Origin of the sequence: Methylobacterium sp. 22177 (genome assembly GCF_052045615.1) — a bacterium.
Classification (GTDB): domain Bacteria; phylum Pseudomonadota; class Alphaproteobacteria; order Rhizobiales; family Beijerinckiaceae; genus Methylobacterium; species Methylobacterium radiotolerans.
Map to the genome: position 1 here is coordinate 380,040 of NZ_JBQEPK010000001.1, position 25,924 is coordinate 405,963.

General features: G+C 70.7%; 22 protein-coding genes and 1 pseudogene. 8 read left to right on the forward strand and 15 right to left on the reverse strand.

Features of this window, described 5'->3' with window-relative positions; translation table 11 throughout:
* Window positions 1-38 precede the first annotated feature (38 nt).
* The 11 genes and pseudogenes from ACTJK8_RS01795 to ACTJK8_RS01845 form a co-directional block, all read right to left on the reverse strand.
* On the reverse strand, window positions 39-1,256 hold the full coding sequence (locus ACTJK8_RS01795; RefSeq protein WP_012317351.1) for an ABC transporter substrate-binding protein: 1,218 nt from the start codon (window positions 1,254-1,256) through the stop codon (window positions 39-41).
* A gap of 82 nt (window positions 1,257-1,338) precedes the next feature.
* Entirely contained in the window at window positions 1,339-1,635 is a 297-nt protein-coding gene (locus ACTJK8_RS01800) for a YciI family protein (protein ID WP_029358483.1), read from the reverse strand.
* A gap of 13 nt (window positions 1,636-1,648) precedes the next feature.
* Window positions 1,649-1,933 (reverse strand): muconolactone Delta-isomerase, encoded by a 285-nt coding sequence (catC, locus tag ACTJK8_RS01805; RefSeq protein WP_024827647.1) that lies wholly within the window; start codon window positions 1,931-1,933, stop codon window positions 1,649-1,651.
* 163 nt (window positions 1,934-2,096) lie between these two features.
* The gene (locus ACTJK8_RS01810) at window positions 2,097-3,731 is read right to left on the reverse strand and encodes a GMC family oxidoreductase (RefSeq protein WP_012317354.1); all 1,635 of its coding nucleotides are present in this window, start codon (window positions 3,729-3,731) and stop codon (window positions 2,097-2,099) included.
* Between the two features lie 21 nt (window positions 3,732-3,752).
* A complete protein-coding gene (locus tag ACTJK8_RS01815; protein WP_127991765.1) occupies window positions 3,753-4,562 on the reverse strand; it encodes a shikimate dehydrogenase in 810 nt (269 codons plus the stop codon).
* A 38-nt stretch (window positions 4,563-4,600) separates the two neighbouring features.
* Window positions 4,601-5,407, reverse strand: coding sequence for a 3-oxoacyl-ACP reductase FabG (fabG, locus tag ACTJK8_RS01820; protein WP_440761426.1), 807 nt, complete (start codon window positions 5,405-5,407; stop codon window positions 4,601-4,603).
* Between the two features lies 1 nt (window position 5,408).
* Window positions 5,409-6,113 (reverse strand): ABC transporter ATP-binding protein, encoded by a 705-nt coding sequence (locus tag ACTJK8_RS01825; protein WP_043073061.1) that lies wholly within the window; start codon window positions 6,111-6,113, stop codon window positions 5,409-5,411.
* Window positions 6,100-7,679: pseudogene (locus ACTJK8_RS01830) on the reverse strand (branched-chain amino acid ABC transporter ATP-binding protein/permease); the annotation flags it as partial. The gene ACTJK8_RS01825 and the pseudogene ACTJK8_RS01830, both read right to left, overlap by 14 nt.
* Before the next feature lie 139 nt (window positions 7,680-7,818).
* Window positions 7,819-9,546 (reverse strand): acetolactate synthase catalytic subunit, encoded by a 1,728-nt coding sequence (locus tag ACTJK8_RS01835; RefSeq protein WP_440761427.1) that lies wholly within the window; start codon window positions 9,544-9,546, stop codon window positions 7,819-7,821.
* Window positions 9,546-10,559, reverse strand: coding sequence for an NAD(P)H-quinone oxidoreductase (locus tag ACTJK8_RS01840; protein ID WP_440761428.1), 1,014 nt, complete (start codon window positions 10,557-10,559; stop codon window positions 9,546-9,548). Before ACTJK8_RS01840 ends, ACTJK8_RS01835 begins: the two co-directional genes overlap by 1 nt.
* Entirely contained in the window at window positions 10,556-11,614 is a 1,059-nt protein-coding gene (locus ACTJK8_RS01845; protein WP_053620302.1) for a zinc-dependent alcohol dehydrogenase, read from the reverse strand. The genes ACTJK8_RS01840 and ACTJK8_RS01845 overlap by 4 nt, the downstream gene beginning before the upstream one ends.
* A 112-nt stretch (window positions 11,615-11,726) precedes the next feature.
* Here ACTJK8_RS01845 and ACTJK8_RS01850 point away from each other — a divergent pair, with 112 nt between their 5' ends.
* The 3 genes from ACTJK8_RS01850 to ACTJK8_RS01860 all read left to right on the forward strand — a co-directional run bounded on the left by ACTJK8_RS01850 (window position 11,727) and on the right by ACTJK8_RS01860 (window position 15,211).
* Window positions 11,727-12,437, forward strand: coding sequence for a GntR family transcriptional regulator (locus ACTJK8_RS01850; RefSeq protein ID WP_012317360.1), 711 nt, complete (start codon window positions 11,727-11,729; stop codon window positions 12,435-12,437).
* Between the two features lie 167 nt (window positions 12,438-12,604).
* Complete coding sequence (locus ACTJK8_RS01855; RefSeq protein ID WP_012317361.1) at window positions 12,605-12,907, forward strand: hypothetical protein; 303 nt, start codon at window positions 12,605-12,607, stop codon at window positions 12,905-12,907.
* A 636-nt stretch (window positions 12,908-13,543) separates the two neighbouring features.
* Window positions 13,544-15,211: a methyl-accepting chemotaxis protein gene (locus tag ACTJK8_RS01860; protein WP_440761429.1), complete on the forward strand. Its 1,668-nt coding sequence runs from the start codon at window positions 13,544-13,546 to the stop codon at window positions 15,209-15,211.
* Between the two features lie 10 nt (window positions 15,212-15,221).
* Here ACTJK8_RS01860 and asd read toward each other — a convergent pair whose 3' ends face one another.
* Window positions 15,222-16,133 carry an archaetidylserine decarboxylase gene (gene asd / locus ACTJK8_RS01865; RefSeq protein WP_029358463.1) on the reverse strand — a complete coding sequence of 304 codons (912 nt, stop codon included), beginning with the start codon at window positions 16,131-16,133 and terminating at the stop codon, window positions 15,222-15,224.
* 32 nt (window positions 16,134-16,165) lie between these two features.
* Between asd and ACTJK8_RS01870 the strand changes: the two genes are divergently transcribed.
* Window positions 16,166-17,857: an aminotransferase class III-fold pyridoxal phosphate-dependent enzyme gene (locus ACTJK8_RS01870; protein WP_063111978.1), complete on the forward strand. Its 1,692-nt coding sequence runs from the start codon at window positions 16,166-16,168 to the stop codon at window positions 17,855-17,857.
* Between the two features lie 42 nt (window positions 17,858-17,899).
* Here the strand turns inward: ACTJK8_RS01870 and ACTJK8_RS01875 are convergent, their stop codons facing one another.
* Together ACTJK8_RS01875 and ACTJK8_RS01880 are read right to left on the reverse strand one after the other, a co-directional pair.
* Window positions 17,900-18,511, reverse strand: coding sequence for a membrane protein (locus ACTJK8_RS01875; protein WP_024827637.1), 612 nt, complete (start codon window positions 18,509-18,511; stop codon window positions 17,900-17,902).
* Window positions 18,512-18,564: 53 nt separating this feature from the next.
* Window positions 18,565-19,251: a methyltransferase domain-containing protein gene (locus tag ACTJK8_RS01880; RefSeq protein WP_024827636.1), complete on the reverse strand. Its 687-nt coding sequence runs from the start codon at window positions 19,249-19,251 to the stop codon at window positions 18,565-18,567.
* 678 nt (window positions 19,252-19,929) lie between these two features.
* Between ACTJK8_RS01880 and ACTJK8_RS01885 the strand changes: the two genes are divergently transcribed.
* The 4 genes from ACTJK8_RS01885 to mqo all read left to right on the forward strand — a co-directional run bounded on the left by ACTJK8_RS01885 (window position 19,930) and on the right by mqo (window position 25,039).
* Window positions 19,930-20,724: a lytic murein transglycosylase gene (locus tag ACTJK8_RS01885; RefSeq protein WP_012317367.1), complete on the forward strand. Its 795-nt coding sequence runs from the start codon at window positions 19,930-19,932 to the stop codon at window positions 20,722-20,724.
* A 229-nt stretch (window positions 20,725-20,953) separates the two neighbouring features.
* A complete protein-coding gene (locus tag ACTJK8_RS01890) occupies window positions 20,954-22,075 on the forward strand; it encodes a tlde1 domain-containing protein (protein ID WP_063111976.1) in 1,122 nt (373 codons plus the stop codon).
* Window positions 22,076-22,221: 146 nt separating this feature from the next.
* Window positions 22,222-22,770 (forward strand): lipocalin-like domain-containing protein, encoded by a 549-nt coding sequence (locus tag ACTJK8_RS01895; RefSeq protein WP_081437737.1) that lies wholly within the window; start codon window positions 22,222-22,224, stop codon window positions 22,768-22,770.
* A gap of 538 nt (window positions 22,771-23,308) precedes the next feature.
* Entirely contained in the window at window positions 23,309-25,039 is a 1,731-nt protein-coding gene (gene mqo / locus ACTJK8_RS01900; protein WP_012317370.1) for a malate dehydrogenase (quinone), read from the forward strand.
* 93 nt (window positions 25,040-25,132) lie between these two features.
* Here mqo and ACTJK8_RS01905 read toward each other — a convergent pair whose 3' ends face one another.
* Complete coding sequence (locus ACTJK8_RS01905) at window positions 25,133-25,867, reverse strand: DUF3750 domain-containing protein (RefSeq protein WP_053620298.1); 735 nt, start codon at window positions 25,865-25,867, stop codon at window positions 25,133-25,135.
* Between the last annotated feature and the right edge of the window lie 57 nt (window positions 25,868-25,924).

A 25,924-nucleotide genomic window follows, 5' to 3' on the forward strand; every position in this document is an offset into this window, starting at 1 on the left:
AGACCGTCGTCACGGTCCGGGAGGCCGCCGGAGGCGCGTCAGCCCTTCACGAGCTTGCACGTGCTCTCCGAGAGCGGCTGGAACGCTTGGTCGCCCGGGATCGTCTTCAGGATCTTGTAGAAGTCCCAAGGCCCCGTCGATTCCGCCGGGGATTTCACCTGGGCGAGGTACATGTCGTGCACGAGGCGGCCGTCCGGCCGCAGCGTGGCGTTGCGTGCGAAGAAGTCCTGGATGGGCAGCGCGCGCATCTCGGCCATCACCTTCAGCCCGTCATCCGTGCCGGCAGCTTCGGCCGCCTTCAGGAAGTGGAGCACCGCCGAATAGTCGCCGGCCTGGACCATGGTCGGCATCCGGCCGCCCATGCGCTCGCCGAAGCGCCGGGCGAAGGCGCGCGTCTGCTCGTCCATGTCCCAGTAGAAGCCCGTCGTCAGGATCATACCCTGCGCTGCCGACAACCCGACGGAGTAGATGTCGGTCAGGAAGATATTGAGGCCGCCCAGCCTCTGGCCGCCCTGCAGGATCCCGAATTCGCTCGCCTGCTTGATGGTGTTGATCGTGTCGGCGCCCGCATTGGCCATGCCGATGATCTTCGCGCCCGAGGCCTGCGCCTGCAGCAGGTAGGACGAGAAATCCGGATTGGGAAACGGGTGCTTGACCGACCCGAGTACCGTACCGCCCTTGGCCTTCACGACGCGGGTGACCTGCGCCTCCAGGTCGTGCCCGAAGGTGTAGTCGGCTGTGATGAAGAACCACGTGTTCTTCGGATCATCCGCCAGCGCCGCGGCGGTGCCGGCCGCGAGCGAGTGGGTATCCCAGGACCAGTGGGCGCCGGTCGGCGAGCACGCGGCGTTGGTCAGCGCCATGGAGCCGGCGCCGGAGTTGATGTCGATCTTGCCCTTGCTGCGCGCGACCTCGCGCACCGCCAGCCCCGCGACCGAGGAATTGGTGTCGAAGATCGCGTCAACACCCTCGGTATCGAACCACCGGCGCGCGATCGACGAGGCGATGTCGGCCTTGTTCTGATGATCGGCGAAGATCAGCTCGACCTTTCGACCATTGATCGGGCGGCCGAAATCCTCAACCGCGAGCTGCGCGGCCGTCACGGAGCCGCGGCCGGCCAGGTCCGAGTAGCCGCCGGACATGTCGGTCAGGATGCCGATCTTGATTCCGCCATCCGCGTATTGCGCGGAGGCGGGCAGGGTGGTCAAAGCAGCGGCGCCGAACGCGGCGGCCGCGACCCAGCTGCGACGGATCATTGTATCCTCCCCACTCTTTGGTTCTCGTGCGGCCGCTCCGCGCCGCAGCGCTTCTTCTCTCCGGAAACGCGCTCCGCCGATCTCAGAGATAGCTGCGGCCGTCGAGGTAGGCCTTGCGCCAGCGCCGGATCTCGACGCGCTCGAAGAGACCGATCCTGTAGAACGGGTCTGCCTGGATGAGCGCCTCGGCCTCCGCGCGGGTCTCGACATCGACGACGTACAGGCCGCCGCCGGCGTCGCTGCCATCGTCGTTCAGCTTCGCGCCGCAGGCCAGAAGCCGGGCCTTGATCCGGTCGAGGTAGACAAGATGCTCCGCGCGGTTCGCCCTGCGGACGTCCAGGCTCCCGGGCCTGTCGAAGGTCTCGATCATGTAGGGCATGACGATCGTCCCGTCAGTTGGTCGCGATGGCGGAGGGATGCTGCGCCAGCGGCGTCACGCTGATCGCCATGTACGGGTAGAGCGGCAGCGAGCTCAGGATCTGGTGGAGCTCGTCGTTTCCCGCCACGTCGAAGACACTGTAATTGGCGTACTGCCCGGCGATGCGCCACAGGTGTCGCCACGTGCCGTCCTGCTGGAGCCTCTGGGCGTAGGCCTTCTCCTCAGCCTTGAGGCGATCCGTCTCCGATTTCGGCAGGGACGCCGGAATATTGACCTGCATGTGGACCATGTAGAGCATGACGTCGATCCTTTGCCGCCGGTCTTGGCGAGCACGCCCGCGGTGAGACCTGGTGCGCCGTACAGTGCCGGTCGAGGCCGAGACACGGCCGGGACCGGCGCAGTACGGCCGAGGTTGGCGCGAACCTGCCGTACGCGCCGCGGCGCCCGATGGCCAGACCGCATCAGGCATCGGCCCGAATCAGGTCGGCGGCCTTCTCGGCGATCATGAACACCGCGGCCTGCGTGTTGCCGGAGACGATCCGCGGCATGATCGAGGCGTCCGCCACCCGGAGGCCGGCCACGCCGCGCACGCGCAGGTTAGGATCCGTCACGGAACCCGGATCGCCGCCCATGCGGCACGTGCCGCAGATGTGGTAGATCGTCTGGCCGTCGCGGCGGGCGAAATCGAGCCAGTCCGCGTCGGTCCGGCAGTCCGGCCCCGGATTGAGCTCGGCCCCGCGAAAGCGCTCCATCGGCGCCTGCGCGACGACGGTGCGCGCGATCTTCATGCCCTCGACCATCGCCCGGCGATCCTCCTCGGTGGCGAGGAAGTTCGGGCGGATGGCGGGCGGCTCGAGCGGGTCGGGCGACGCCGCGTGGATCGTCCCGCGCGATTCCGGTCGCAGCTGCGTGACGCCGATGGTCATGCCGGGCAGGCGGTCGAGCTTGCGCTCGGCGGCGTTGGCGTAGCTCGCGTGCATGAAGAAGTACTGCACGTCGGGCCCGTCGAGCCCCGGCCGGGTGCGCACGAACCCGTGGGCGAGGCCGGTCCCCAGCGCCAGGATACCCTGCCGCGTCGCGAGGTAGCGCGCCGCGGCGACGCCGAGGCGCAGGCCGCGGGTCTGCTCGTTCAGCGTCACCGGCAGGCGCACGCGCCAGTTCATGCGCGTGCAGTAATGGTCCATGTAGTTGGCGCCGACGGCGGGGAGCGCGCGCCGCACCGCCACGCCGAGGCCGGCGAGGATCGACGGGTCGCCGAGGCCGGACAGTTCCAAGATCTGCGGGGTCTGCGCCGCCCCCGCGGCAAGGATCACCTCCCCGCGGCAGCGGAACAGCCGCTCGCGGCCGCCGACCAGAGCGGCGACGCCGCTCGCCCGATCCCTGTCGAAGGTGAGCCGCAGGACGTGCGCGTCCGTCACGACGGCGAGGTTCGGACGGGCGAGGGCCGGCCGCAGATAGGCGTCGGCGGCGCTGACCCGCCGCCCGCGACGCTGGTTCACTTGGTAGTAGCCGAAGCCGTCCTGACTCGCCGCGTTGTAGTCGGGGTTGCGCGGATGCCCAGCCGCCCGCGCGGCGGCGATGAAGGCCTCGGCGATCGCCGGCCGCTCGGCGACTTCCGTGATCGGCAGCGGTCCGCCGCGGGCCCGCAGGGGGTCGGGCGCCCCGTCGTAATCCTCGAGCCTGCGGAAGTAGGGCAGCACGTCCGCGAAGCCCCATCCGCGGCAGCCGGCCTGCGCCCAGGCGTCGTAGTCCTGCGGCTGCCCGCGCACGTAGATCATGCCGTTGATGAGGGTCGACCCGCCGAGGCCCTTGCCCCGCGGAACCGCGATCACCCGGCCGCCGGTCGCCTCCTCGGGCTCGGTCCGGAAGCGCCAGTTGTAGGAGGGGTGCTGGAGCAGGCGGCTGAACCCGGCCGGGATCGAGACCCACGGGCTGCGCGCCCGCCCCCCCGCCTCGAGGAGCAGCACCCGGCGTGTCCCGGACTCGGTCAGCCGGTTGGCCAGGACGCAGCCCGCGGTGCCGCCGCCCACGATCACGTAGTCGAAGACGCCCGCCGCGACGACGTCGATGTCGGTCGATCCCACGGTGCGCGCCATACTCAGTCCTCGGATCCAGCCTCAGAGGGCGCCCATGTGGCGGGCCATGAGGGCGATCTGGCACTCCAGCATCGGTAGCCCCCTCTGAATGCGGCAGCCGGCCGCCAGCGCCGCGGCGAGGAGCGGCGTGGTCTCCGGATCCATGATCGCCTCGGCGACGAACTGGCCGGCGTGGAGCGTGGTCAGATCGAAGGGGGCGGCGTCCTGCGGGCGCATGCCGAGCGACGTGCCGTTGACGAGGAGGTCGTGCTCCGCCTGGGTGCCCTCCGCGGCGATCGCGAGGGCAGGGTAGGCGGCGCGCAGGCGCGCCGCCAGCGCCTCGGCGCGGTCGGCGGTGCGGTTAAGGATGGTCAGGCGCGCCACGCCCGCCGCCGCAAGCGCGAAGGCGATGGCGCTCGCCGCGCCGCCGGCCCCCGCGAGGGCAACATTTCGGCCGCGCGGTTCCAGGCCGGAGACGCGCAGCGCCTCGACGAATCCGATCCCGTCCAGCATCGTGCCGATCATGCGCCCGTCCGCATCCCGTCGGACGCAGTTGACGGCCCCGATCTGCTCGGCCTCGCGGGTGAGCGCGTCGCACAGGCCGGTCGTCGCCGTCTTGTGCGGGACCGTGGCGATGAAGCCGCCGAAATTGCGCAGGTGCCTGAGCCCGTCCACCACCGCGGCCAGGCCGTCCGCCGTCACGTGCAGCGGGACGAGGACGCCGTCCACGCCGTGACGGGCGAAGAGTGCCCCCATCACCTCGGGCGCCTTCACGTGGTAGATCGGATCCGCCAGGATCCCGTAGACCCGCGTCCGTCCCGTGATCCCGGCCGCCGTGAGCGCGCTGTTCATGGCCGTCCTCCCGTCCATCTGTCCTGACCGGCTCCGGCTCACGTCATGTAGAGGCCGCCGGCGACATCGACGGTCTGTCCGGTGACGAAGCTGGCCTCGGCGGAGGTCAGATAGAGGGCGAGATCCGCGACCTCCTCGGGGGCGCCGAGGCGGCCCATCGGGGTCAGGCGAACCTGCTCGTCGTTGACGGCGCGGCCCACCGCTCGGACCATCGGGGTCTCGATCCGACCCGGCGCGATCGCGTTGACGCGGATGCCGAACGGGCCGAGCTCCGCCGCGAGGTGCTTGGTGAGACCGATCAGCCCGGCCTTCGACGCCGCGTAGTGGCAGGCGACGATCGGCGAGTGAGTCTTGCCCGCCACCGACGACATGTTGACGATCCAGCCGCGCCCGGCCGCGCACATCGCCGGCGTCAGCGCGCGGACGGTGTTGAACGCCCCCGTCAGGTTGACCGCGACGACGCGGTTCCACTCCGCCGGATCCATCTCCCAAACCCGGTGGGCCGCCCCGTCGTGCTTCGGCGAGATGCCGGCATTGTTGATGACCGTATCGAAGGCGCCGCCCATCGCGGCGGCGGCCTCCGACACGGCCGTCTCGACTGCCGCATAGTCGGCGACGTCGAGCTGCAGCGGCAGGGCGCGGCCACCCGCCGCCTCGATGGCCGCGACCGTCCAGGCAACGTCGTCCGAGTTCACGTCGGCGACGCCCACCAGGGCTCCGCGCGAACCGAATCCCTCCGCGATCGCCCGGCCGATCCCGCGGCCAGCCCCCGTGACGAGGACGCGCCGGCCGGCGTGGCTCGGGCGCCGCGCGATCGCCTCGGGATTGGTCTGCCGCTCGGTCATCTCAGATCCCCAGATAGGCGCGGCGGACGTGGTCGTTGTCGAGCAGGGCCGCGGACGCGTCGGCGAGGACGATCTCGCCGTTCTCCAGCACGTAGCCCCGGTCGGCGACCTGCAGCGTGTGGAACACGTTCTGCTCGACGATCAGCACGGTGGCGCCGGTCCTCGCGATCCGGTCGACCACCGCGAAGACCTGCGCCACCACGATCGGCGCGAGGCCGAGGGAGGGCTCGTCGAACATCAGGAGCTTGGGCCGCGCCATCATCCCGCGGGCGATGGCCACCATCTGCTGCTCGCCCCCGGACAGGGAGCCGGCGTTCTGGTCGAGGCGCTCGCGCACCTGCGGGAACAGGTCCAGGACGTCCGCGAGCGTCTCCGACTGGCGCTCGCGCGCGGCGCGGCGGTAGGCGCCCATCAGCAGGTTCTCCCGCACCGTCATCTCGGGGAAGAGCTGGCGCCCCTCCGGGATCAGGGTGACGCCCCGCGCCACCATCTCGTGGCCTGAGAGCCGGGTGACGTCCTCATCCTCGAACAGGATCCGGCCGCGCGTCGGCGTCACGAAGCCCGCGATGGTCCGCAGCGTCGTCGTCTTGCCGGCACCGTTGGCGCCGACGATCGTCACCACCTCGCCGGCGCGCACCTCCAGCGAGGCGGCGTGCAGGATGCTGGTCGCGCCGTAGCCGGCATCCACGCGCTCAAGCGTGAGCATGGGCGAACTCCTTGCCGCGATAAGCCTCGATCACGGCCGGGTCGCGGACCACGTCCTGCGGGCTTCCCTGGGCGATGATCTGCCCGGAACACAGGACGATCACCCGGTCGGAGAGCGCCATCACCGCCTGCATGACGTGCTCGATCGCGAAGATGCTGACGCCGGTATCGCGGATCGACAGCATCAGATCGATGGCGCGGCGCACGTCGATCTGATTGATGCCGGCCATCACCTCGTCGAGGAGCAGCACGCGCGGGCGCATCGCCATCACGCGGGCGACCTCGAGCCGCTTGAGGCCGCCGATGGTGAGACCGCGCGCCTCGCTTCCGAGCCACGGCGCGAGCCCCATTCGCTCGGCGGTCTCGCGCGCGACCGCCCGCGCTTCGCGGACGTCGCGGTGGCGTGGAAGGCGCCGACCATGATGTTCTCCTCGACCGTCATGGCGGCGAAGGGCTGCACGATCTGGAAGGTGCGGCCGACGCCGAGCGTCGCGAAATCCGCCGGTTGGCCCGGATGCTGCCACGTCCCGTCCGGCGCGCGCACGCTCACCGTTCCGGCGTCGGGCTTGAGGAAGCCCGAGATCATGTTGAAGACGGTGGTCTTGCCGGCCCCGTTCGGGCCGATCAGACCCAGGATCTCGCCCTCCCGGAGGGTGAAGCTGACGTCGTTGGTGACGTGCAGGCCGCCGAAGCGCTTCTGAAGGCCCTCGACCCGGAGGACGGCCTCGCCGACCGGCGGCCGTTCCGCGGCGCGCGGCGCGGCCGGAACAGCACCGGCCTTCACGCCGCGACCGCCGGCGCCGGACCGCGCGAAGCGTGTGACGAGCCCCATCAGGCCGTTGGGCAGGAACAGGACGACGAGCACCAGCACAAGGCCGTAGACGAGGCCGTGCAGCCCCAGGGCCTTCGCGCCGAGCAGCGGCCCGAACACCGTGCCGAGGCCGCCGATCAGCGCGAACATCGCGATCTGGATCGACAGGGTCAGCGAGAACATCGCCGCCGGCTCGATGAAGGTCAGGTACATGGCGTGGAAGGTGCCGACCATGGCGGTGAGCGCCCCCGACACGGCCACGGCGATGAGCCGCACGCGCACCGTGCGCACGCCCGCCGCGCGGGCGGCCGATTCCCGCTCGCGGGTCGCGACGAGGTGGAAGCCGATCCGGTGCGCCCGGATCCACCACGCGACCGCGAGTGTCAGCAGCAGGAGCCCGAAGGCGATGGCCAGCGGTGGCCAGCGATCGCGGAACATCATCCAGGCCCAGCCGAACTTCAGCGGGATCATCAGCCCCGTGGCACCCCCGGACAGGTCCCGGAAATGGAGGGCCAGCACGCGGAAAACTTCGAGGAAGGCGATCGTCGCCAGCGAGAAGGACGGTCCGTGCAGCCGGAAGCACGGGAAGCTGATCGCCAGCGCCACTAGCACGGCGAGTGCGGCGCCGGCCACGATGCCGATCCACGGGCTGATCCCGGCACCGACGAGCAGCATGCCGCAATAGGCGCCGAGGCCGTAGAATATGCCTTGGCCGAGGGAGAGCTGGCCGGCGTAGCCGCCGACGATGTTCCAGGCGTCTCGGCCGTCGCCTGGGCCGCGGCGCCCAGCACGAGGGCGGCGGCGAGTGCACGCGCCAGAACTCTCATCGTTTCCTCCCGTGTCAGTCGTCGGCCCGGCGCTTCGTGCGCCTTCTCGTCGGGGCCAGTCGGGGGCGTCAGTAGGCGAGGGCGTCCTTGCCCTCGAAGCTGGTGATCGGCGGGTAGGCGCGCTGGTCGGTGATCACGTCGATCACCGTGACGGCGTCGTTCGCGAGTGCGTCGCGCAGCGCCGGCGCGAGATCTCCGGGGCGCTCGACGCGGGTCCCGGCGCAGCCGCAGGCGCGGGCGATCGCGGCATGGTCCACCGCCTCGAAGTCGCAGACGTCGGTGAAGTCGCCGAACAGGCTCAGCTCCGCGTGCTTCTGGTAGCCGAGGATCTGGTTGTTCAGGACGACGACGATGACCGGCAGCCGCATGCGCCGCGCCGTCTCCAGCTCCGACCAGACGTGGCCGAAGCCGCCGTCGCCGGTCACGCAGATCACGGGCGCGTCCGGGCGGGCGGCCTTAGCGCCGAGGGCGAAAGGCAGGCCCCATCCGAGTCCGGCGATGCCGCGCGGGGTGAGGAAGCGCTGGCCGGCCCTCCGCGCCGTGAGGAAGTTGGCGATCCAGATCGAGGCGTAACTCGCGTCGGCGACGACGACGGTCTCGGGCGTCGTCACCGCGTCGATCTCGGCCATGATCCGCTCGGGTCGGATCGGGGTGGCCTCCATGTCGACAAGGCGGACCATGTCGCCGACCTGGGCTTCGCGGGCGCGGGCGATGGTGTCGGCGAGCGCCGCGCGGCGGCCTTCCAGACCGGACAGGTCGCGCTGCCGAAGGGCCTCGGCGAGGGAAGCGAGGGTCAGCTTGGCGTCGCCAACGAGGCGAAGAGACTCGTAGTTGCGGCCGACCTCGCCCCCGTCCACGTCGAGATGGATGAATCGGGCGCCAGTCGGGTAGAGCGACCAGCTGTCGGTACCGTTCTGGTTGGTGCGGTTGCCCACGAGGAGGACGACGTCGGCGTCTTTGACGAGCGTGCGGAGGTGGGACGAGCGCGCCCGCGGCGCCATGAAGTAGCCGACGACCCCGACGGAGAGCGGGTCGGTCTCGGCGACGGCGCCCTTGCCCATCACCGTTGTGGCGACCGGCAGTCCGAGGGTCTGCAGGGCGGCGAGTTCCGGATAGGCCCCGGAGGAAAGGACACCGCCGCCCGCGATGACCAGCGGGCGCCGCGCCCCGGCGATCAGGTCCGCGGCCTCCGCGATCCGGGCCGGGTCGGCGACGGTGCGGTCGAGGGGGTAGGTGCCGAGGCTGGCCGACCGGCGCGGCGCGGCAGTCTCGAAGTCCGGCCGCTCGTCGAGCAGGTCCAGGGGCACCAGCAGCACCGCCGGCCCGGGCCGCCCGGAGGCCGCGGCCGCGAAGGCCATGTCGACGTAGTCGTCGATGCGCTCGGCGACCGCGACCCGGCGGACCCACTTGGCGACGCCCGCGAACAGGGCGAGGTGGTCGAGTTCCTGGAAGGCGTTCCGGTCGGTGAAGTTGCGGTGGACGTCTTGGACGATCGCCACGACCGGAATGGAGGCCTTCAGGGCTTCCGCGAGGCCTGGCACCAGCAGCGTGGCGGCGGGGCCGTTCTGGGCCGCGACCACCGCGACCCGGCCCGAGATCCGCGCATAGGCATCGGCCATCGCAGCGCCGGCATTCTCGGTGCGGTAGCCGATCTGGCGGATGCCGTGATGCGGGGCGGCCAGGAACAGGGCCGAGGGGATGCTCTGGCCGAACACGTCGCGGACCCCGTGCCGGTGGAGCGCCGCCGCCAGGGCGTGGGCGCCGGTCATGTTGGCGCGCTCGGATATCTCGGACATCAGCGGCTCCCCTGCGCGGCGTCGCCCATCGACAGGACGATCTTCCCGATATGCTGACCCGCATCCATGCGGGCATGGGCCTCCGCGGCCCGGTCGAACGGGAACACGGAATCGATCGGCGGCCGCGCCCGGCCCGCCGCGAGCAGCGGCAGGACGTGCTCGACGAGGGCGTCGGCGAGACGCGCCTTCAGAGCGACCGGACGGGCGCGCAGCGTCGAGCCCGTCAGCGTCACGCGCTTCATCAGGAGCGGCTGGAAGTCGATCTCCGCCCGGGAGCCCTGCTGGAAGGCGATCTGCGCGATGCGCCCGTCGACCGCCACGGCATCGAGATTGCGGGCGATGTAGGGGCCGCCGACCATGTCGAGGATCACGTCCGGCCCGCTCCCGTTGGTGGCCGTCCGGGCGGCCGCGACGAAATCCTCCCGCCGGTAATCGATGGCGGCATCCGCACCGAGCCTGAGGCAGGCCGCGCACTTCTCCGGAGAACCCGCGGTGACGATCACCCGGGCGCCGCGGGCCTTCGCCAGCAGGATCGCCGTGGTGCCGATGCCCGAGGAGCCGCCGTGGATCAGGAGGCTCTCGCCGGCCTGCAGCCGGGCGCGCTCGAACACGTTGCTCCAGACGGTGAAGTAGGTCTCGGGGATCGCACCCGCCTCGACCATCGGGAGGCCGTCCGGCACGGGCAGCGCGACGGCCTCGTCGACGACGGCCCACTCGGCGTAGGCGCCGCTATGGACCAGCGCCATCACCCGATCACCGGTCCGGAAGCGCCCGGCACCGGGTCCGAGCGCCTCCACGATGCCGGCGAGTTCGAGCCCCAGCACGTCGGAGGCGCCGGGCGGCGGCGGGTAGCGGCCCTCGCGCTGCATCACGTCCGGCCGGTTGATGCCCGCGGACTCGACCCGCACGAGCAGTTGTCCCTCGCCCGGCTCGGGGCGCGGTCGCTCGACGATCCGGAGGACCTCGGGGCCGCCCTGCCCGACGGCGATCACGGCTCGCATCGTGGTGCTCATCGCTCGGCCCCCTGGCTCCCCGCCGCTTCGGGAAGAAGCAGCACCTTCATGGCCTGCCGGCTCCGCGCCAGATCGAACGCCGCCCAGGCTTCCGCGAGGGGACGACGGTGCGTGATCAGCGCCTCCAGCGTCCCGGCATGGTCCGCGAGGAGCGCGATCGCGGCGTCGAAGGCGCGCGCCGTCGTGTCGTGGGCCGCGCGCAGCTGCTTCTTGCTGCGCACGAAACCCGTCAGGTCGAGGTCGAGGGATCCGGAGTGGATGCCTGCCACCACCATCACGCCGCCGGAACGCAGCACGCCCATCCCGTCGACCACCGATCGGGCGGATCCCGTCGCCTCGATCACCCGGTCAGCCTCCCCGTCGAAGGTGCGCCGAACGGCGTCGTCCAGGCCGACGCCGGCGAGATCGGCCGTCGCGCGGATGCCGATCCGGCGAGCGAGGTCGAGGCGCGCGGTGTCGTCGAGACCGGCGAGCAGCACGTCCGCGCCCCGATGCTGCGCCACGAAGGCGATGCAGAGGCCGATCGGGCCCGGGCCGAGCACCGCCACGCGGTCGCCCGTCCCGACCTCCGCCACGTCCACCGCGTTGACCGCGACCGCCAGCGGCTCGGCCAGCGCCGCGACGGCCAGCGGCATCCCGTCGGGCAGGCGGCGGCAATTATCGGCCGGAACGACGACCTGCTCGGCGAAGGCCCCGTCCGCGTGCAGGCCGACGACTCGCCTTCCCTGGCAATCCTGCGGCCGCTCGGCCGCGCAGGCCGCGCAGCCGCCGCACGGCACTGTCGGCCAGCAGGTGACCCGGTCGCCGACGGCGAGCCCGGTCACGCCGTCTCCCACGGCGCGGACTGTCCCGGCGAACTCGTGGCCGAGGGTGACCGGCATGAAGGGGATCATGAACCCGTAGCCGGGGGTCCACTCGTAGGCGTGGATGTCGCTGCCGCAGATGCCGGCCGCGGCGACCGTGACGGTCACGCGGCCAGCCCCCGGAGCGGTGGGCGCATCGACGTGGACGAGGTCAGCCCCGAAGTCGGCCGTCGCCTTGCGCAACGCGAGCATTTCCGTCCCCTGTCTCCCGCCGAGCCTCTCGGCCCGGCGGCATGCCCAACGGCGCGTGCCGTCGACGCACTTCGTAATTTGTTATAACAAACATCGGACCAAGGGGAGGAATATGTCAAGCGCTTCGGCGTCCGAACTGGAAACCGGCGAAATCATGCCGGATTGGGTTCGTCCGATCGTCAAGGAGAGCCTGAGCGAGCGGGCCTACCGCGAGCTGCGCCTCGCGCTGATGCGCGGACAGCTGCGACCCGATACGCGCCTGCGCCTCCGCCCGATGTCGGCCCGGTTCGGCATCAGCGCCACGCCCATGCGCGAGGCCCTGCTCAGGCTCGTCGCCGAGAAGGCCCTCGCGCTCGACGCGCGCGGCAGCGTCGTCGTGCCTCGGCTGACCCTGGATCAGCTGCTGGAGATCCGCGCGATCCGCACCGATCTCGAGGGACGTGCCGCCGCCGCTGGGGCTGCCAGAGACTCGGCCGAGGTCGACGCGCTGGAGGCGATCCACGCGCAGATCTCGCAATGCCACGCGAGCCGCGACTTCGCGCGCGCGGTGAACCTCAACACCGAGTTTCACCTGACGCTGTGCAAGATCGGGCAGATGCCGATCCTGTACGAGATCGTCGAGCTCCTGTGGGTGCGCTGCGGCCCGATCCTCTCGCACCTCTACGACGACGGCGTCCCCGACTGGGAACCGCACCCTCATCGGCGCATCATCGACGCCTTGCGCGACCGCGACCCGGTCGCGGCCCGTGATGCGGTGCGCGAGGATATCGAGCGCGGCGGGAGCGGTCTGTTCGCGCATGTCCGCGCGGCCGCCAAGGGGTGATGACCGATCGCGGGGCGGACAGGGAAGTCGATCGCTGCCGGGTGCGGTCGGATCGGCGTCGCGGCCGAGGCGGCGGCCCTGGGCTCGGCGAGCCCCCACCCAGAAAACGCCGGAGCGCGGAGCGTCCGGCAGTTGCCGAATGCCGACGCACGACTATCCTGCGCCCCATGCGCGCTGATCTCGCCGTCCTCGCTCTGGTCTTCGCTGCCACGGGCGCGCGCGCCCAGCAGCAGCTTCCGACCATCCCCGAGTTGCTGACGGCCGAGGCGAACGCCGCGCGAGCCTGTGAAGGCACCGGGGATCCGGCCATCGTCCGGGAGCAGTGTCGGCTGCGCGATCGGCTGAGTGGGCGCTTGGCTCAGGCGGGCTATTGCTGGGGCCGCAAAGGACAGGCGGACGAGAAGAAGGAATGGCACGCCTGCCAGCCGGACTCGATCTACGAGGATGATATCGAGGCGGTACAGCGCTGAGCGGCTGGCCCCGTCGTCGAACGCGGCCTCGTCACTCGAAGGACTGTACGCCGGGCTACAGCGGGACTTCGCTCCGTAGATGGCGGGGCGATATCCGCGGCTCGACGCGGTGCCGGCATGCTCCTGGCTGAAGAACCTGCTCGCGGTCGGGCTACTGCCCAGTCCGGCTGAAGACGCTCCACGCCAGCGGATCTTCGGGCACAACGCGGCGCTCCCAGCCGCCGCGCGTGCGCTGATCGCGACGGCGCTCCAGCGCGCCGGTCGAGGCCGGCATGCTCCAATCACGCGTTCCAGAGAAGTCCATCAGGACAGCGTCCTGAACAGATGTTCGCGAGCGCGTATCGGCGCGGCTGCGCGGCATTCGCGCCACGCCCGGCATCGAACGAGATGCATCACCTGAACCCCCAGGCTCCAACGTCGACCCGAGGAACAGAAATAGCATTGCACGCACCATCAATTTATTGCACGGATCGCTACTTCAACAAAAACTTGATTTTTCAGATAATACCGGAGCCAACGTCGCAGATACGGTACTGAATTTCTATTCCGAAAAATCAGAAACATCTTGAACTGCACAGGCAGAGTGTTAGACCGCCATCGTCGCTCAGAGCTCCGACAACGATACGGTCGCCATCGATGATTAACACGATCAAGGGCAGGCTATTCGCACTTCTCGCCGTACTGGGTACACTCCTCATAGGATCAGCAGCGCTCAGTAATTACGCGCTCTATAAAAATTTCAGGGGTCTCGAATCGATCTACGCCGACAGAGTCATGCCGCTCAGCCAGTTCGGCACGATGCGCGACGCTTTCGATGCCATCCTGACCGCGACGCGAGATTTCGAGGTCCACGCGATACAGGCGGCTGAAGCCGTGACGATCCTCGATCACCAGCTGGCACGGGCGAAGGAAGCCTGGGCCGCCTACCTGACCACGTATCTCACGCCCGAGGAGACACAGCTCGTCGCGAAGCTGACGCCGCGATTCGACCGCGACGCGGCGATCGTGGCCGACCTCGTCCGCGCCTTGACGAACGGGAACCTGGACGCTGTGACCGCGTCCCGGATCGATCTCCTCCGGGCGATGAGCCCGACAACGGCGACCATCGGCGAGCTGTCCGACCTGCAGGTCCGCGAGGCCCGTGCCGAGTTCGAACGCGCGGACGCGATGGCGCAGCGCCTGCGGATGCTGCTCTTGGCGACACTGGCCGGCGCCGCCCTAGCGGTCGGGTACGGCGTCCGCGTGATCCTCACCCAAGTCACCCGCCCGATCGGCCGGACGACGGCGACGATGACCCGTCTCGCCGCGGGCGACCTCGATGCGCGGATCGACGGCGCGGACCGTGGCGACGAGATCGGCGCGATGGTCAAGGCTGTCCAGGTCTTCAAGGATGCGCTCGTCGCGAAGCGCGCGGCGGATGTGGCCGCCGCCACCGAGGCGGCCGCGAAAGCGCGCCGCGCCGAGACCATGGACCGCGCCACGCGGACGTTCCGCCAGCAGATGGAGGGCCTGACCGCGGCGTTAGCGACCAGCGCCGGGGCCATGGAGAGTGCCGCCGCGACCATGGACCGGAACGCCGGACAGACCGCGACGCAGTTGCTCCAGGTCTCGTCGGCGGCCGAGCAGACCTCGGTCCACGTCCAGACCGTCGCGGCGGCCAGCGAGGAACTGGCGACGTCGATCGGGGTCATCAACGGCCAGATCACGCGCTCCTCGGACATGGCCCAGCGCGCGGCGGCCGAGGCGACGGAGACCAACACCCTCGTGATGAGCCTCGCCGACGGCGCCGAGCGGATCGGCACCGTGATCAGCCTGATCGCCGGGATCGCCGCGCAGACGAACCTGCTCGCGCTCAATGCCACCATCGAGGCGGCCCGCGCCGGAGACGCGGGTCGCGGCTTCGCGGTCGTCGCCACCGAGGTGAAGGAGCTGGCGGCCCAGACCGTCCGGGCGACCGAGACGATCTCCGATCAGGTCGCGACGATCCAGAAGGAGACGCACCGCGCCGTCGACGTCATCCAGGCGATCACCGCGTCCGTCCTGGACCTTCGGACCATCGCGACGAGCGTGGCGGCCTCGATGGAAGAGCAGGAGGCGGTGACGCAGGAGATCGTGCGGAACGTCAGCCAAGCCGCCGACGGCACGCGGGCGGTCACGGTCACGATCGGAACCATCACGCAGGCCGCCGGCGAGACCGGCCGGACCGCGGCCGCGGCGCTGGACGCGGCCACCGCCCTGTCGCGGCAATCGGAGACCCTGAACGCCGCGGTCGCGGGATTCCTCGCGGCGGTTCAGGCAGCCTGAGGCGGCGCGCTCAGCCGCCGGGCGATCCGGGAGGCTGCGGCAGGCGCATCAGGGGCGCGCCGACCCGGAGGATCGATCCGACGGCGAGCCCCGGGCAGAGCTCGAAGCCGGCGGGCGCCAGCACCACGATGGTGGAACCGTGCTCGAACCAGCCCATCTCGGCGCCCTTCGCGAGCCGGGCCGCGGTGGGAATGCGCCGTCCCCCGGTCTCGCGCAGATTGAGCCCCTCGGGCAGGAAGCCGAGGCGCAGACCGGCAACGAGGATGGCCGCCACCGGCACCAGCGTCACCGCGTGCCCGCCCGGAGCGAGGCGCAGGCGCAGGACGGCGCGCTCGTTCCTGCAGAACAGCGCCTCGACGCGCTTCAGGGCAATCGGGTTCACGTTCCAGGTATCGCCCCAGATGTGGCGCACCGACTCGACGCGCAGGTCGTGCGGGGCGTGGAAGCGATGGTACATCCCGGCCGTCAGGCGCAGGGTGGCGTAGCAGCCCCCCTCGTGGGCGCGCGCCAGCGCTGTGTCACCGCCCAGCAGGTCGGCGAGTCGGTAGGACAGGCCCTTGATCTGGTACAGGCGGCCGGCCTCGATGCGGCCGTGGGCCCCCAGGATCGCGTCGCTGGGGCTCGTCAGCAGAGTCGGGTCGGCCGCGATCGGCCGGGCGCCTGAGCGCAGGGCCCGCACGAAGGCGGCGTGAAGGCTGGGGAAGCGCGTCTCCCGCGCGTCGCGGAGATCGACGTCGCAGAACAGCCGCCACGTCGCGATCGAGAGGTCCCGGATCAGCGGCTGCTCGATCCGGCTGAACCAGCCCATGAAGCGGGTCGCCAGGCGGCGCGGCAGACGGTTCGTCAGCAGAAAATTGAGATCCTCCTGCGCACCGATCCGCGCCAGGAGTGTCCGCAGCCGGGATCCCGCAACCGTCATCATGCCGTGAACCGTCTCCGGTAGGGCGCGGGGCGATGTCCGCGCTCCTCATCACCCTGTCCGCCACCACCGCCGCCGCGGTTCTCGCGCTGCCACGGGCGGCCGAACGCCTGCAGCTCTCGCGGGCGAAGCACCGCTCGCTCACCGGCCACGCCCGCATGGCCCGGCGCGTCGCCCGGCTGATCCCGCACTATTCCTATTCGGAGCGCGCCTTCTTCCGGTCGGACGATCCGGACGAGGCGGTGGCGTGCCGCCGCGAGGCCGGCTTCGCGCGGCTCTCCGACCTGTTCCGGGCGCGCTTCGCCAGGACACGGGCCGAGACCGAGTCGGTCCGCGCCGGGCTCTCGGACCTCCAGTTCACCGGGCTCTACCGGGTACCGTTCCAGTACGCCCGGCACGTGCGCGCGCATCTCGGCACCGGCGCCTTCGCGGCCGCCGCGTCGGGCGTCACGGTCACGGATCTCGACGGCAACGTCTTCTACGACCTCGCCGGCTCCTACGGCGTGAACCTGTTCGGCGTCGACTTCTACCGGGCCTGCCTGGACGAGGGTGCCGCGCGGGTCTCGGCGCTGGGCCCCGTGCTCGGGCCGCTCCACCCGGTCGTCACCGGCAACGTCGCGCGGCTGAGGGCGATCTCGGGCCTCGACGAGGTCTCGTTCCACATGTCCGGCACCGAGGCGGTGATGCAGGCGGTGCGGCTCGCCCGCTACCACACCGGCCGCCGCCGGATCGTGCGCCTGTGCGGCGCCTATCACGGCTGGTGGGGCGATGTGCAGCCGGGCATCGGCAACCCGGTCCCGACCCGCGACACGCTCACCCTGGCCGACATGTCCGAGCGGACGCTGCGGGTGCTCGCCACCCGCCGCGACGTCGCCTGCGTCCTGGTCAACCCGCTCCAGGCCATGCACCCGAATGCCGGGGCGCCGGCCGATTCCGCGCTGGTCGACAGCGGCCGCAGAGCGGCCTTCGACCGCGCCGCCTACACCAGGTGGCTCCACGAACTCCGGTCGGTGTGCAGCGCCCGGGGCATCGTGCTGATCCTCGACGAGGTCTTCATGGGCTTCCGCCTCGCCCGCGGCGGCGCGCAGGCCTATTTCGGCCTGCGCGCCGACATGGTCACGTACGGCAAGACTCTCGGCGGCGGCCTGCCCGTCGGCGTCCTCTGCGGGCGCGCCGACCTGATGCGGCGGTACAGGGACGACCGCCCCGTCGACATCTGCTTCGCGCGGGGCACCTTCAACGCCCATCCCTACGTCATGGGCGCGATGGGCGCGTTCCTCGACCGGCTGGACAGCCCCGCGGTGGCCGCGCTCTACGCCGATCTCGACGCGACCTGGGACGCGCGCGCGCGGCACCTCAACACCCTCCTGGCGGGGGCCGACCTGCCGGTCCGGGTCGCCAACATGTCGACGGTTTGGACGGTCCTGTACACCAAGCCGTCGCGCTACAACTGGATGCTGCAATTCTACCTGCGCGCCGAGGGGCTGGCCCTGTCGTGGGTCGGAACCGGCCGCATGATCTTCAGCCTCGCCTACGACGACGCGGCTTTCGAGGCCGTGGCGACGCGCTTCGTGGCGGCGGCTCAGGCTATGCGTGCGGATGGCTGGTGGGAGGGTGAAGTGCCGAGCGACAGAGCGATCCGCCGGTCGATCCTGCGCGAGGTCGCGGCGGTCCGCCTGGGCAGGCTCGGGGACCGCCTGGGTCTGCGCGCGCCGGATCAAGCCTGATTGGAGTGCCGGCCGCGCGGGACCGGCACCCGGGATCCAATCTCAGGCGCCGCGCTCGTGCGGCTCCTGCTCCTCGACGAGTTCGCCGTGCAGCAGGGCGAGCGGCGCCTTGTGGTAGAGCTTGATGTCGTGGAACGGGTCCGTGAGGATCTTGGTCACCCAGACAAGGCCGGTCTGGACGTCGCGCTGCAGGAAGAGCTGGACCATCCGGAACAGCAGGCCGGCAAGCGCCAGCCACAGCCAGATCCAGCCGACGTTGCGGATCAGGTCCGCGGTGCTCTGATGGGGCGCGATCAGGCCGAACAGGCTCGGGTCGAAGTAGAGCGGGAGGGGGGACAGCGCCCAGATCGCCAGCAGCACGATCTTGCGCTGCAGGTTGTAGCCGACCTTGATCTCCTCTTTGTGCTCGTGCGTCGCGTCGTTGACGTGGTCGTAGCCCTTGGGCTCGAAGAACAGATGGCCGGCCTGCCGGGACGTCATTGCCACCAGCCAGCCGATCAAGGCCGCCGTGGCCGGGTCCTTGAACGCCAGGGCGTAGGCCACCAGGAAGCTGATCGCGCTCACCACGTGCAAGCTCTGATTGACGCGGTTGTGGTGGTAGTAGCGGTGGTCGTCCCAGCGCTGGATGCGCAGCGCCTCGAGAAAGCTCGCCATGATGTGCGTCCCCGATCGAAGGTTGTGGTGGGCTGGTCGAAGCTGATGCGTGCCTAGGCGGCGCGCTTGCGCAGGCGGACGAGGGAGAAGTGGCCGAGCGGCGGGAGCGCGCGGCGCTCGACGATCTCCACCGGCGCCCCGGCGGCCCAGGCCGCGTAGCGCTCCCAGGAGAACTCGGTCCGCCAACCGAGGCGGCTGGTCACCGGTGCGAGGGCGCGCTCCACCGTGCGCCGGAGGCCGGCCTCGGCACCGATCCGCGTGGTGATCACGATCTCGCCGCCGGGGCGCAACACCCGGGCGAACTCGTCCAGCGCCGCCTCGGGATTGGGGACCGCGGTGACGACGTACTGGGCCACCACCACGTCGAAGGCGGCGTCCGGGAAGTCGAGCTGCTCGGCATCCATGACGGCGAGGCGCTCGACGTTGCGCAGGCGCAGCCGGGCCACGCGCTGGCGCGCCTTCTCCAGCATGGGCGCCGAGATGTCGATGCCGACGATGCTGCGGGCGCGCCGGTAGGCGGGCAGGGACAGCCCCGTGCCGACGCCGACCTCGAGGATCCGGCCGCCGATCCGTTCGGCGGCGGCGGCCGCCAGCGTGCGGCCCTGCGCGAAAACGGGCCCGAAGACCAGGTCGTAGACCGGGGCCCAGCGACCGTAGGCCTTGGCGACGCCGTCGCGGTCGAGATCGGGCCCGAGCGGGCCCGCGCGCGTGGAACCGGTGTCGTGCATTCCGAGGGCCATGGGCGTCCTGTTCGGTTATCGGCTGGGTCGACGCGGCGGTGGCTTGGACCGACCGCCGGTCGCGGATCTGGGGCTGGCGTTCCCGGGCCCGGTCCACATCACGGGCCGTCGTGCCGCTCAGCGCTGCGCCGGCGACGCTCTCCCGCTTCGCCCGGTTCGGAAGGTCGCAGGGCGGCGCCGCGCGATGCCGCGGACCGGTCAGGACGGGCGGAGGCGCGGGAGGCGGGATCTCGGTTCATGCATCGCCGCCCGGACCATCAACGACCCCACGCCGCATCTCCGCCCAAGTCTTTCCGCCGGCAAAGCTATGTCGCGCGTTTGACAAGCTTGTGACAGATCGATCAGATCCGCATATCTGCAATCGCTTTGCTGGCAACATACTGATCTGAGACGCAAAACGGCTGCGATGAAGGCGACTTAATCGTTCCGGCGGTCAACCTGATCTTGGCGCGCGGCGGTCCGCGCAGCCGCGTGTTGGCCCGCCGCTCACGCGGCGTTCACGATGCTCCGAACACCTCGCCGTTGCGGCCTCGTCGCAGATGCCGAGATGCGCGATGATTTGAGGGTGAGGAGACCCAAGGTCGCGCCTTCGACATCTTCTCGCCCTGATATCGACGAGATGTGACCCGGTATCCCCAGCAGGACAGGGCGCGACGACGCGCCGAAGGAGTGTTTCGCGTGATCGAGAATTTGCGGCGTCAGACCATCGCGGTCGCGGCCATCGCCGGGATCGCTCTCAGCGCCGGGCAGGTGCAGGCCGCGCAGTGCGGCAACACCGCGGCCGGTTTCGATGCGTGGAAGCGGCAATTCGCCGAGGAGGCGCGCGGCCGGGCCAGCGCGGCCAGCCTCGCGGCGCTGCAGAACACGACCTACTCGACCGCCACCATCTCGGCGGACCGGGGCCAGCACAGCTTCAAGCTGTCGCTGGACCAGTTCCTCGCCAAGCGCGGCGGCCCGACCATCGTCAAGCGGGGCCGGGCTCTGAAGCAGCAGAACGCGGCCCTCTTCGACTCGATCGAGCAGCGCTACGGCGTGCCGCCGGGCCCGCTCCTGGCGATCTGGGGCATGGAGACCGGCTTCGGCGCCGTCCGCGGCAACGTCAACACGCTCTCCGCGGTGGCGACGCTCGCCTACGATTGCCGCCGTTCGGAATACTTCACCGACCAGCTCTACGCCGCGCTGACCCTGATCGATCGCGGTCTCCTGACGCCGAACACCCGGGGCGCGGCCCACGGCGAGGTCGGCCATACCCAGTTCCTGCCGAAGAACGTGTTGGCCTACGGCACCGGCGACCTGAACAACGTCGGTGCGGCCCTGTCGTCCACGGCCAACTTCCTCAAGGCCCATGGCTGGCGGGCCGGCGCGGGCTACCAGCCCGGCGAGCCGAACTTCGCGGCCATCCAGGGCTGGAACGCGGCACCGGTCTACGAGAAGGCGATCGCTCTGCTCGGGCGCCAGATCGACAACGATTAGCAGTATTTCGGTCACGGATAGACCGGTTCGAACTACGAGAACTGCGGCGGCGCGCCCGAAAATGGTCCCGATCGGGCCAAGATCGATCATCGCGTCGCCCCAGAAAAGCCGGCCCGGCCCCGCTGTCTCACTCTGAGCGGGGCCGGACCGCCCGCCGCGACGTCTCCGCCTTTCCGGGGAGCGGCAGCCGGCACGCCCCGCCTCGCGACGAGGAGCATGGGCAACCGCGATGGCTGTCGAATCCGTGCCGCTGGACGGCGCCAAGACCCGGAACGCGCGCAACACCTGGCTCGCGCCTCTGACGGTGCTCACCGGCCTCGTGACGATGGCCGCCCTCGGGAGCAGCGTCCTGCATCGCGCCCCGGTCCCGGTGACCGGAATCGAGAGCCCCCGGACGGAAGCGCCGGTGCCCGCAACGGCTGCGGAGGACGGGGCCGAGACCGCCACCGCCGAACTAGGGGCTGCAGGCTCGCCCGATGCCGGCCGCGAGACCATCGGCGCTCCGCAGTCGCGCTGGGCGTGGAATCAGATCGCCCCGCCGTCGCTGACGCCCGAAGCCGAGCCCGAGATCGGCGCCGAGGCCGGCTCCCAGCCCGGGACGCAGGCCGCCGAGACGCCGCTCAGCGCGGTGGTCGTCCCGCTGCCGATCCCGCGTCCGCCCGAATTCCGCGCCCCCTTGGGCCCTGGATTCGCCCGACGGTCCGAGCGGCGCATGGCGCGCCGCGAGTTGCCGCCGGCCGCGCAGCCCACGCCGCAGCCCGAGGAGCGCTCGTTCCTCGAGAAGCTGTTCGGCATCGAGCGCGGACCGGCCCTGGCCTACACGGCCCTGGAGAGCAAGCCGGCCGACGTCGCGCCGCCGGCGCAGCGCGTCTCGCCGCCGCTGGCCCCGACCCGCGATCCGGGCCCCACGGCCGGCATCGCGGTCTACAACATCGCCGCCAAGACCGTGACCCTGCCGAACGGCGAACGCCTGGAGGCCCATTCCGGGCTCGGCGAGGGTCTGGACGATCCGCGCCTCGTCAATGTGCGGATGCGCGGGCCGACGCCGCCGGGTACCTACGACCTCACCGAGCGCGAGCGGCCGTTCCACGGTGTGCGGGCGATCCGCCTCACGCCGGTCGGCGGCAACGAAGCCGTCTACGGCCGCGTCGGCCTGCTGGCGCACACCTACATGCTGGGCCCGCGCGGCGACTCGAACGGCTGCGTGTCGTTCCGCGACTACGACCGGTTCCTGCAAGCCTTCCTGCGCGGCGAGGTGCAGCGTCTGGTGGTCGTCAGCGGCACGCAGGACCCGCTGCCGAGCCTCGCCGCCGGCACGGTGACGACCCGCATGGCCCGAAACGGCGGCTGAGGACGGCTCGCCGCGGGGCAACCGCCGCAAGCGCGCTGAGGGTCTACCAGCACTGCTCGCGCGGCGCTTGGAACCGGCCGCGCCGGCCCGCAGAACGCGGCGGCGGCGCGTACCGGCGCCGCGGCACGCGAAACTCGGTCGAGACCATGCCTGCACAACGAACGGCCGCCGCGGCCGTCCGCGCTTTCCTGTGGCTTCCCCTCCTCCTGGCCGCCGACCGGGCCTGGAGCGCGTCCGCGCCGGACCATGTCGGAGCGGCAGTGGTGGGCGCGCACTTGGCGGACCGGATCGTCGGCACCTGGGACCTCGTCTCCTACAAGGTCGAGGACAAGGAGACCGGCAAGCTCATCGACGCCATGGGCGGCACGCCGCGCGGACGCGTCATCTTCACCAAGGACGGCTGGGTCGCCTTCAACCTCGAGGGCAGCGCGCGCAAGCCCGCGACCACCGACGCCGAGCGGGCCGCGCTGATGAAGACCCTCGTCGCCTATATCGGACGTTACCGGATCGAGGGCGACCAGTGGGTCACGAGCGTGCAGACGGCCTGGGCACCCGAATGGGTCGGCACCGAGCAGCGTCGCACCATCCACATCGACGGCGACTACGCCGACGTCACGACCCCTTGGCGCGTGATGCCCAACTGGGATGACGGCCGGCTGTCGCGCAGCATCATCCGGTTCAAGCACATCCCGTAGCGACACGTCCGGCGGCGCCGCCAGACGCTGACACGCGGTCCAGCGGCCGGGGCAAGTCTATCGGCGGGTCGCCGCCGTGGCCGCCGGTCGTCGCGGCGGACTGACAGGATGGCGGTGATTGCAACCCTGGCAGTGATTGTCCTCTGAAGCCTCGTCTTCTATGAGGCCACCATCAATCTGCTGAGCCAAGCCAGCCAGCATCTTCCCGCCCACCCGGCAATCGCGCCACCGCGCGAGCGAGGTCTTGAACCGGAGATCCGTTCTCCGGCGTGATCGCGCGCCATTGCGGAGGGAAGGCCTGCGTCGCGCGAGCGCGTCCCATCGTCCCGCGATCCGTGCGGGCCGGGGACGATGGAAGCGATGCGGACCAGCGCAGGACCGTCGTGTCGGGTCGAGCGAGGCCGCGAGCGTACCGCGACGGGAACGGGGAAACGATCCGGAAGGCCGGACGGGCGGAGTTCGCGCCCGTCGCATCGAGTGTCTTCCGTACGCGGGGCGGCCAATCGGCCGGTCCGGTACGCAAAAGCGGGATCTGCCCATGCGTGGCGACGACGATAACCAACACCAGCGCGACCGCCGGGCGGCGAACGTGCTGCCCCTCAGCCGGCGGCAACTGCTCGGCACGGCCGCGACCGGCCTGGCGCTGGCGGCCCTGCCGGGCCCGCTGGCCCTGGCCGATGGCGCGGACAGCAAGGTCGACGTGCTGCTGATCGGCGGCGGGATCATGAGCGCGACGCTCGGCGTCTGGCTGAACGAGCTGGAGCCGAACTGGTCGATCCAGATGATCGAACGTCTCGATCAGGTCGCCCTCGAGAGCTCGAACGGCTGGAACAACGCCGGCACCGGACACTCGGCCCTGGCGGAGCTGAATTACACGCCCGAGAAGAAGAACGGGCAGATCGAGATCGCCAAGGCGGTGGAGATCAACGAGGCGTTCCAGGTGACCCGGCAGTTCCTGGCCCACCAGGTCAAGACCGGCGTGATGACGGACCCGCGCGCCTTCATCAACTACACGCCCCACATGAGCTTCGTCTGGGGTGACGACAACATCGCCTACCTGAAGAAGCGCTGGGAGGCCCTCAAGGCGAGCCCGCTCTTCGCCGGCATGGAATATTCGGAGGATCCGGAGCAGCTCCGCAAGTGGGTTCCCCTGATGATGGAGGGACGTGACCCGAAGCAGAAGGTCGCCGCGACGTGGTCGCCGCTCGGCACCGACTGCGAGTGGGGCGAAGTGACCCGGCAGTACGTCGCCCACCTGCAGAAGCAGCCGAGCTTCAGCCTGCGGCTCTCGACCGAGGTCGAGAGCATCACCAAGAACGGCGACGGCTCGTGGCGGGTGAGCGCGAAGAACCTGAAGGACGGGACGCGCCGGACGGTCGACGCGAAGTTCGTCTTCATCGGCGCGGGCGGGGGCGCCCTGCACCTGCTGCAGAAATCCGGCATCCCCGAAGGGGACGATTACGCCGGCTTCCCGGTGGGCGGCTCGTTCCTGATCAACGACAATCCCGACGTCGCCACGCTCCACCTCGCCAAGGCGTACGGCAAGGCGTCGGTGGGCTCCCCGCCGATGTCCGTGCCGCATCTCGACACCCGCGTGCTCGGCGGCAAGCGCGTGATCCTGTTCGGACCTTTCGCGACCTTCTCGACCAAGTTCCTCAAGGAGGGCTCGTACTTCGACCTCCTCAGCTCGACCACCACCAGCAATCTCTGGCCGATGATGAAGGTCGGCGTCGACGAGTTCCCGCTGGTCGAGTACCTCGCGGGGCAGCTGATGCTGTCGGACGACGACCGGATCGCGGCGCTGCGCGAGTACTTCCCGAAGGCCAGGAAGGAAGAGTGGCGCCTCTGGCAGGCGGGGCAGCGCGTGCAGATCATCAAGCGCGACCCGAACAAGGGCGGCGTGCTGAAGCTCGGCACCGAGATCGTGAACGCCAAGGACGGCAGCATCGCGGCCCTCCTCGGGGCCTCGCCCGGTGCCTCCACGGCGGCGCCGATCATGCTCCAGGTCCTGGAGAAGGTGTTCGCCCAGAAGGTCGCCACGCCGGAATGGCAGGCGAAGATCCGTGAGATCGTTCCCAGCTACGGCACGAAGCTCAACGACGATCCGGACCGTGTCGCCCGCGCGTGGGCCGACACGAGCGCGCAGCTCCGGCTCCCGACCCCGCCGCAGATCGACCGGGCCGTGCTCAAGCCGGTCACGACCGGGAGCACCGTGCTCAACAGCAGCGCAACGCCGGTGAAGGAGCCGGTCCACGACCTCGCTCCGTGAGCGGCGTGGCCCGGGGCGCTGCCGTTCGTGCGCCCCGGGCAACGCGGTGGCCCAACTCCGACTCTGCAGGCTTCGCGGTTGCCTGGAGAGCGCTCAGAGGCCGACCCGCCCCAGGGCCGGCAACTTGATCCCGGGCCGCCGCAGGTCGATCCCGGCGACGGCGCCGAGCAGGTTCAGCTCCAGGCCCTCGACCCAGCCGAGCGTCAGGCCGGCATACCCGCCGAGATTGAGGCGGATGCCGGTACGGGACGGCGTCGGACCGATCCAGCGCCCGTCGTAGGGGAAATCCTTGCCGATCGCGGTCGTCGGCAGGCTCGCGCGGATCTCCGGAACCGCCGCCATGACGGCGGCCACGAAGGTGTTCGAGTTCGGACCAGGCCAGACGACGTAGTCGCCGGGCCGGCTGTAGCGGTACTCGGCCACGGCCTGCCGGATCCGCGGGAGCATCGTCTCCGCCTCGGGCCCGTCGGCCGCGAACACGGTCGTCGGCGGGTTCCCGAACCAGCGCCCGTCCGGCACGAACCGGTCGACCCAGATCGGCTGCCCCCAGGCCGTGTAGTCGAACCGGCTGTAGGCGCGGGCGCCGGCCTCCTTGAGGACGATCCAGCTGTGCGTCGCCACGATGCCGCGCCAGCTCACGGTCCGCGCCGAGAAGATGCGCAGCACGGCGCCGGGATGCGCGTCCGCGCGCGGCAGCAGTCCGGCGCTGGACCGATCCGCCAGACGCCAGTCGCCGCTCGCGCGCGTCGCGTAGAGCAGGGCTGAGACCGCCACCGGCACGAGGAAGAGCGCGGCGAGCGCGAGGAGGGCGATCCTGAACAGGGTCACGGGCGGTCCGGTGGGGGAGGGGGAACAGGATCCGGATGTAGGTATCGACCGCACCCG

Bases quoted from the DNA above. Each gene is read 5' to 3' on its own strand.
- ACTJK8_RS01795 (WP_012317351.1), bottom strand. From the start codon at position 1,256: ATGATCCGTCGCAGCTGGGTCGCGGCCGCCGCGTTCGGCGCCGCTGCT.
- ACTJK8_RS01800 (WP_029358483.1), bottom strand. From the start codon at position 1,635: ATGCCCTACATGATCGAGACCTTCGACAGGCCCGGGAGCCTGGACGTC.
- catC (WP_024827647.1), bottom strand. From the start codon at position 1,933: ATGCTCTACATGGTCCACATGCAGGTCAATATTCCGGCGTCCCTGCCG.
- ACTJK8_RS01810 (WP_012317354.1), bottom strand. From the start codon at position 3,731: ATGGCGCGCACCGTGGGATCGACCGACATCGACGTCGTCGCGGCGGGC.
- ACTJK8_RS01815 (WP_127991765.1), bottom strand. From the start codon at position 4,562: ATGAACAGCGCGCTCACGGCGGCCGGGATCACGGGACGGACGCGGGTC.
- fabG (WP_440761426.1), bottom strand. From the start codon at position 5,407: ATGACCGAGCGGCAGACCAATCCCGAGGCGATCGCGCGGCGCCCGAGC.
- ACTJK8_RS01825 (WP_043073061.1), bottom strand. From the start codon at position 6,113: ATGCTCACGCTTGAGCGCGTGGATGCCGGCTACGGCGCGACCAGCATC.
- ACTJK8_RS01835 (WP_440761427.1), bottom strand. From the start codon at position 9,546: ATGTCCGAGATATCCGAGCGCGCCAACATGACCGGCGCCCACGCCCTG.
- ACTJK8_RS01840 (WP_440761428.1), bottom strand. From the start codon at position 10,559: ATGAGCACCACGATGCGAGCCGTGATCGCCGTCGGGCAGGGCGGCCCC.
- ACTJK8_RS01845 (WP_053620302.1), bottom strand. From the start codon at position 11,614: ATGCTCGCGTTGCGCAAGGCGACGGCCGACTTCGGGGCTGACCTCGTC.
- ACTJK8_RS01850 (WP_012317360.1), top strand. From the start codon at position 11,727: ATGTCAAGCGCTTCGGCGTCCGAACTGGAAACCGGCGAAATCATGCCG.
- ACTJK8_RS01855 (WP_012317361.1), top strand. From the start codon at position 12,605: ATGCGCGCTGATCTCGCCGTCCTCGCTCTGGTCTTCGCTGCCACGGGC.
- ACTJK8_RS01860 (WP_440761429.1), top strand. From the start codon at position 13,544: ATGATTAACACGATCAAGGGCAGGCTATTCGCACTTCTCGCCGTACTG.
- asd (WP_029358463.1), bottom strand. From the start codon at position 16,133: ATGATGACGGTTGCGGGATCCCGGCTGCGGACACTCCTGGCGCGGATC.
- ACTJK8_RS01870 (WP_063111978.1), top strand. From the start codon at position 16,166: ATGTCCGCGCTCCTCATCACCCTGTCCGCCACCACCGCCGCCGCGGTT.
- ACTJK8_RS01875 (WP_024827637.1), bottom strand. From the start codon at position 18,511: ATGGCGAGCTTTCTCGAGGCGCTGCGCATCCAGCGCTGGGACGACCAC.
- ACTJK8_RS01880 (WP_024827636.1), bottom strand. From the start codon at position 19,251: ATGGCCCTCGGAATGCACGACACCGGTTCCACGCGCGCGGGCCCGCTC.
- ACTJK8_RS01890 (WP_063111976.1), top strand. From the start codon at position 20,954: ATGGCTGTCGAATCCGTGCCGCTGGACGGCGCCAAGACCCGGAACGCG.
- ACTJK8_RS01895 (WP_081437737.1), top strand. From the start codon at position 22,222: ATGCCTGCACAACGAACGGCCGCCGCGGCCGTCCGCGCTTTCCTGTGG.
- mqo (WP_012317370.1), top strand. From the start codon at position 23,309: ATGCGTGGCGACGACGATAACCAACACCAGCGCGACCGCCGGGCGGCG.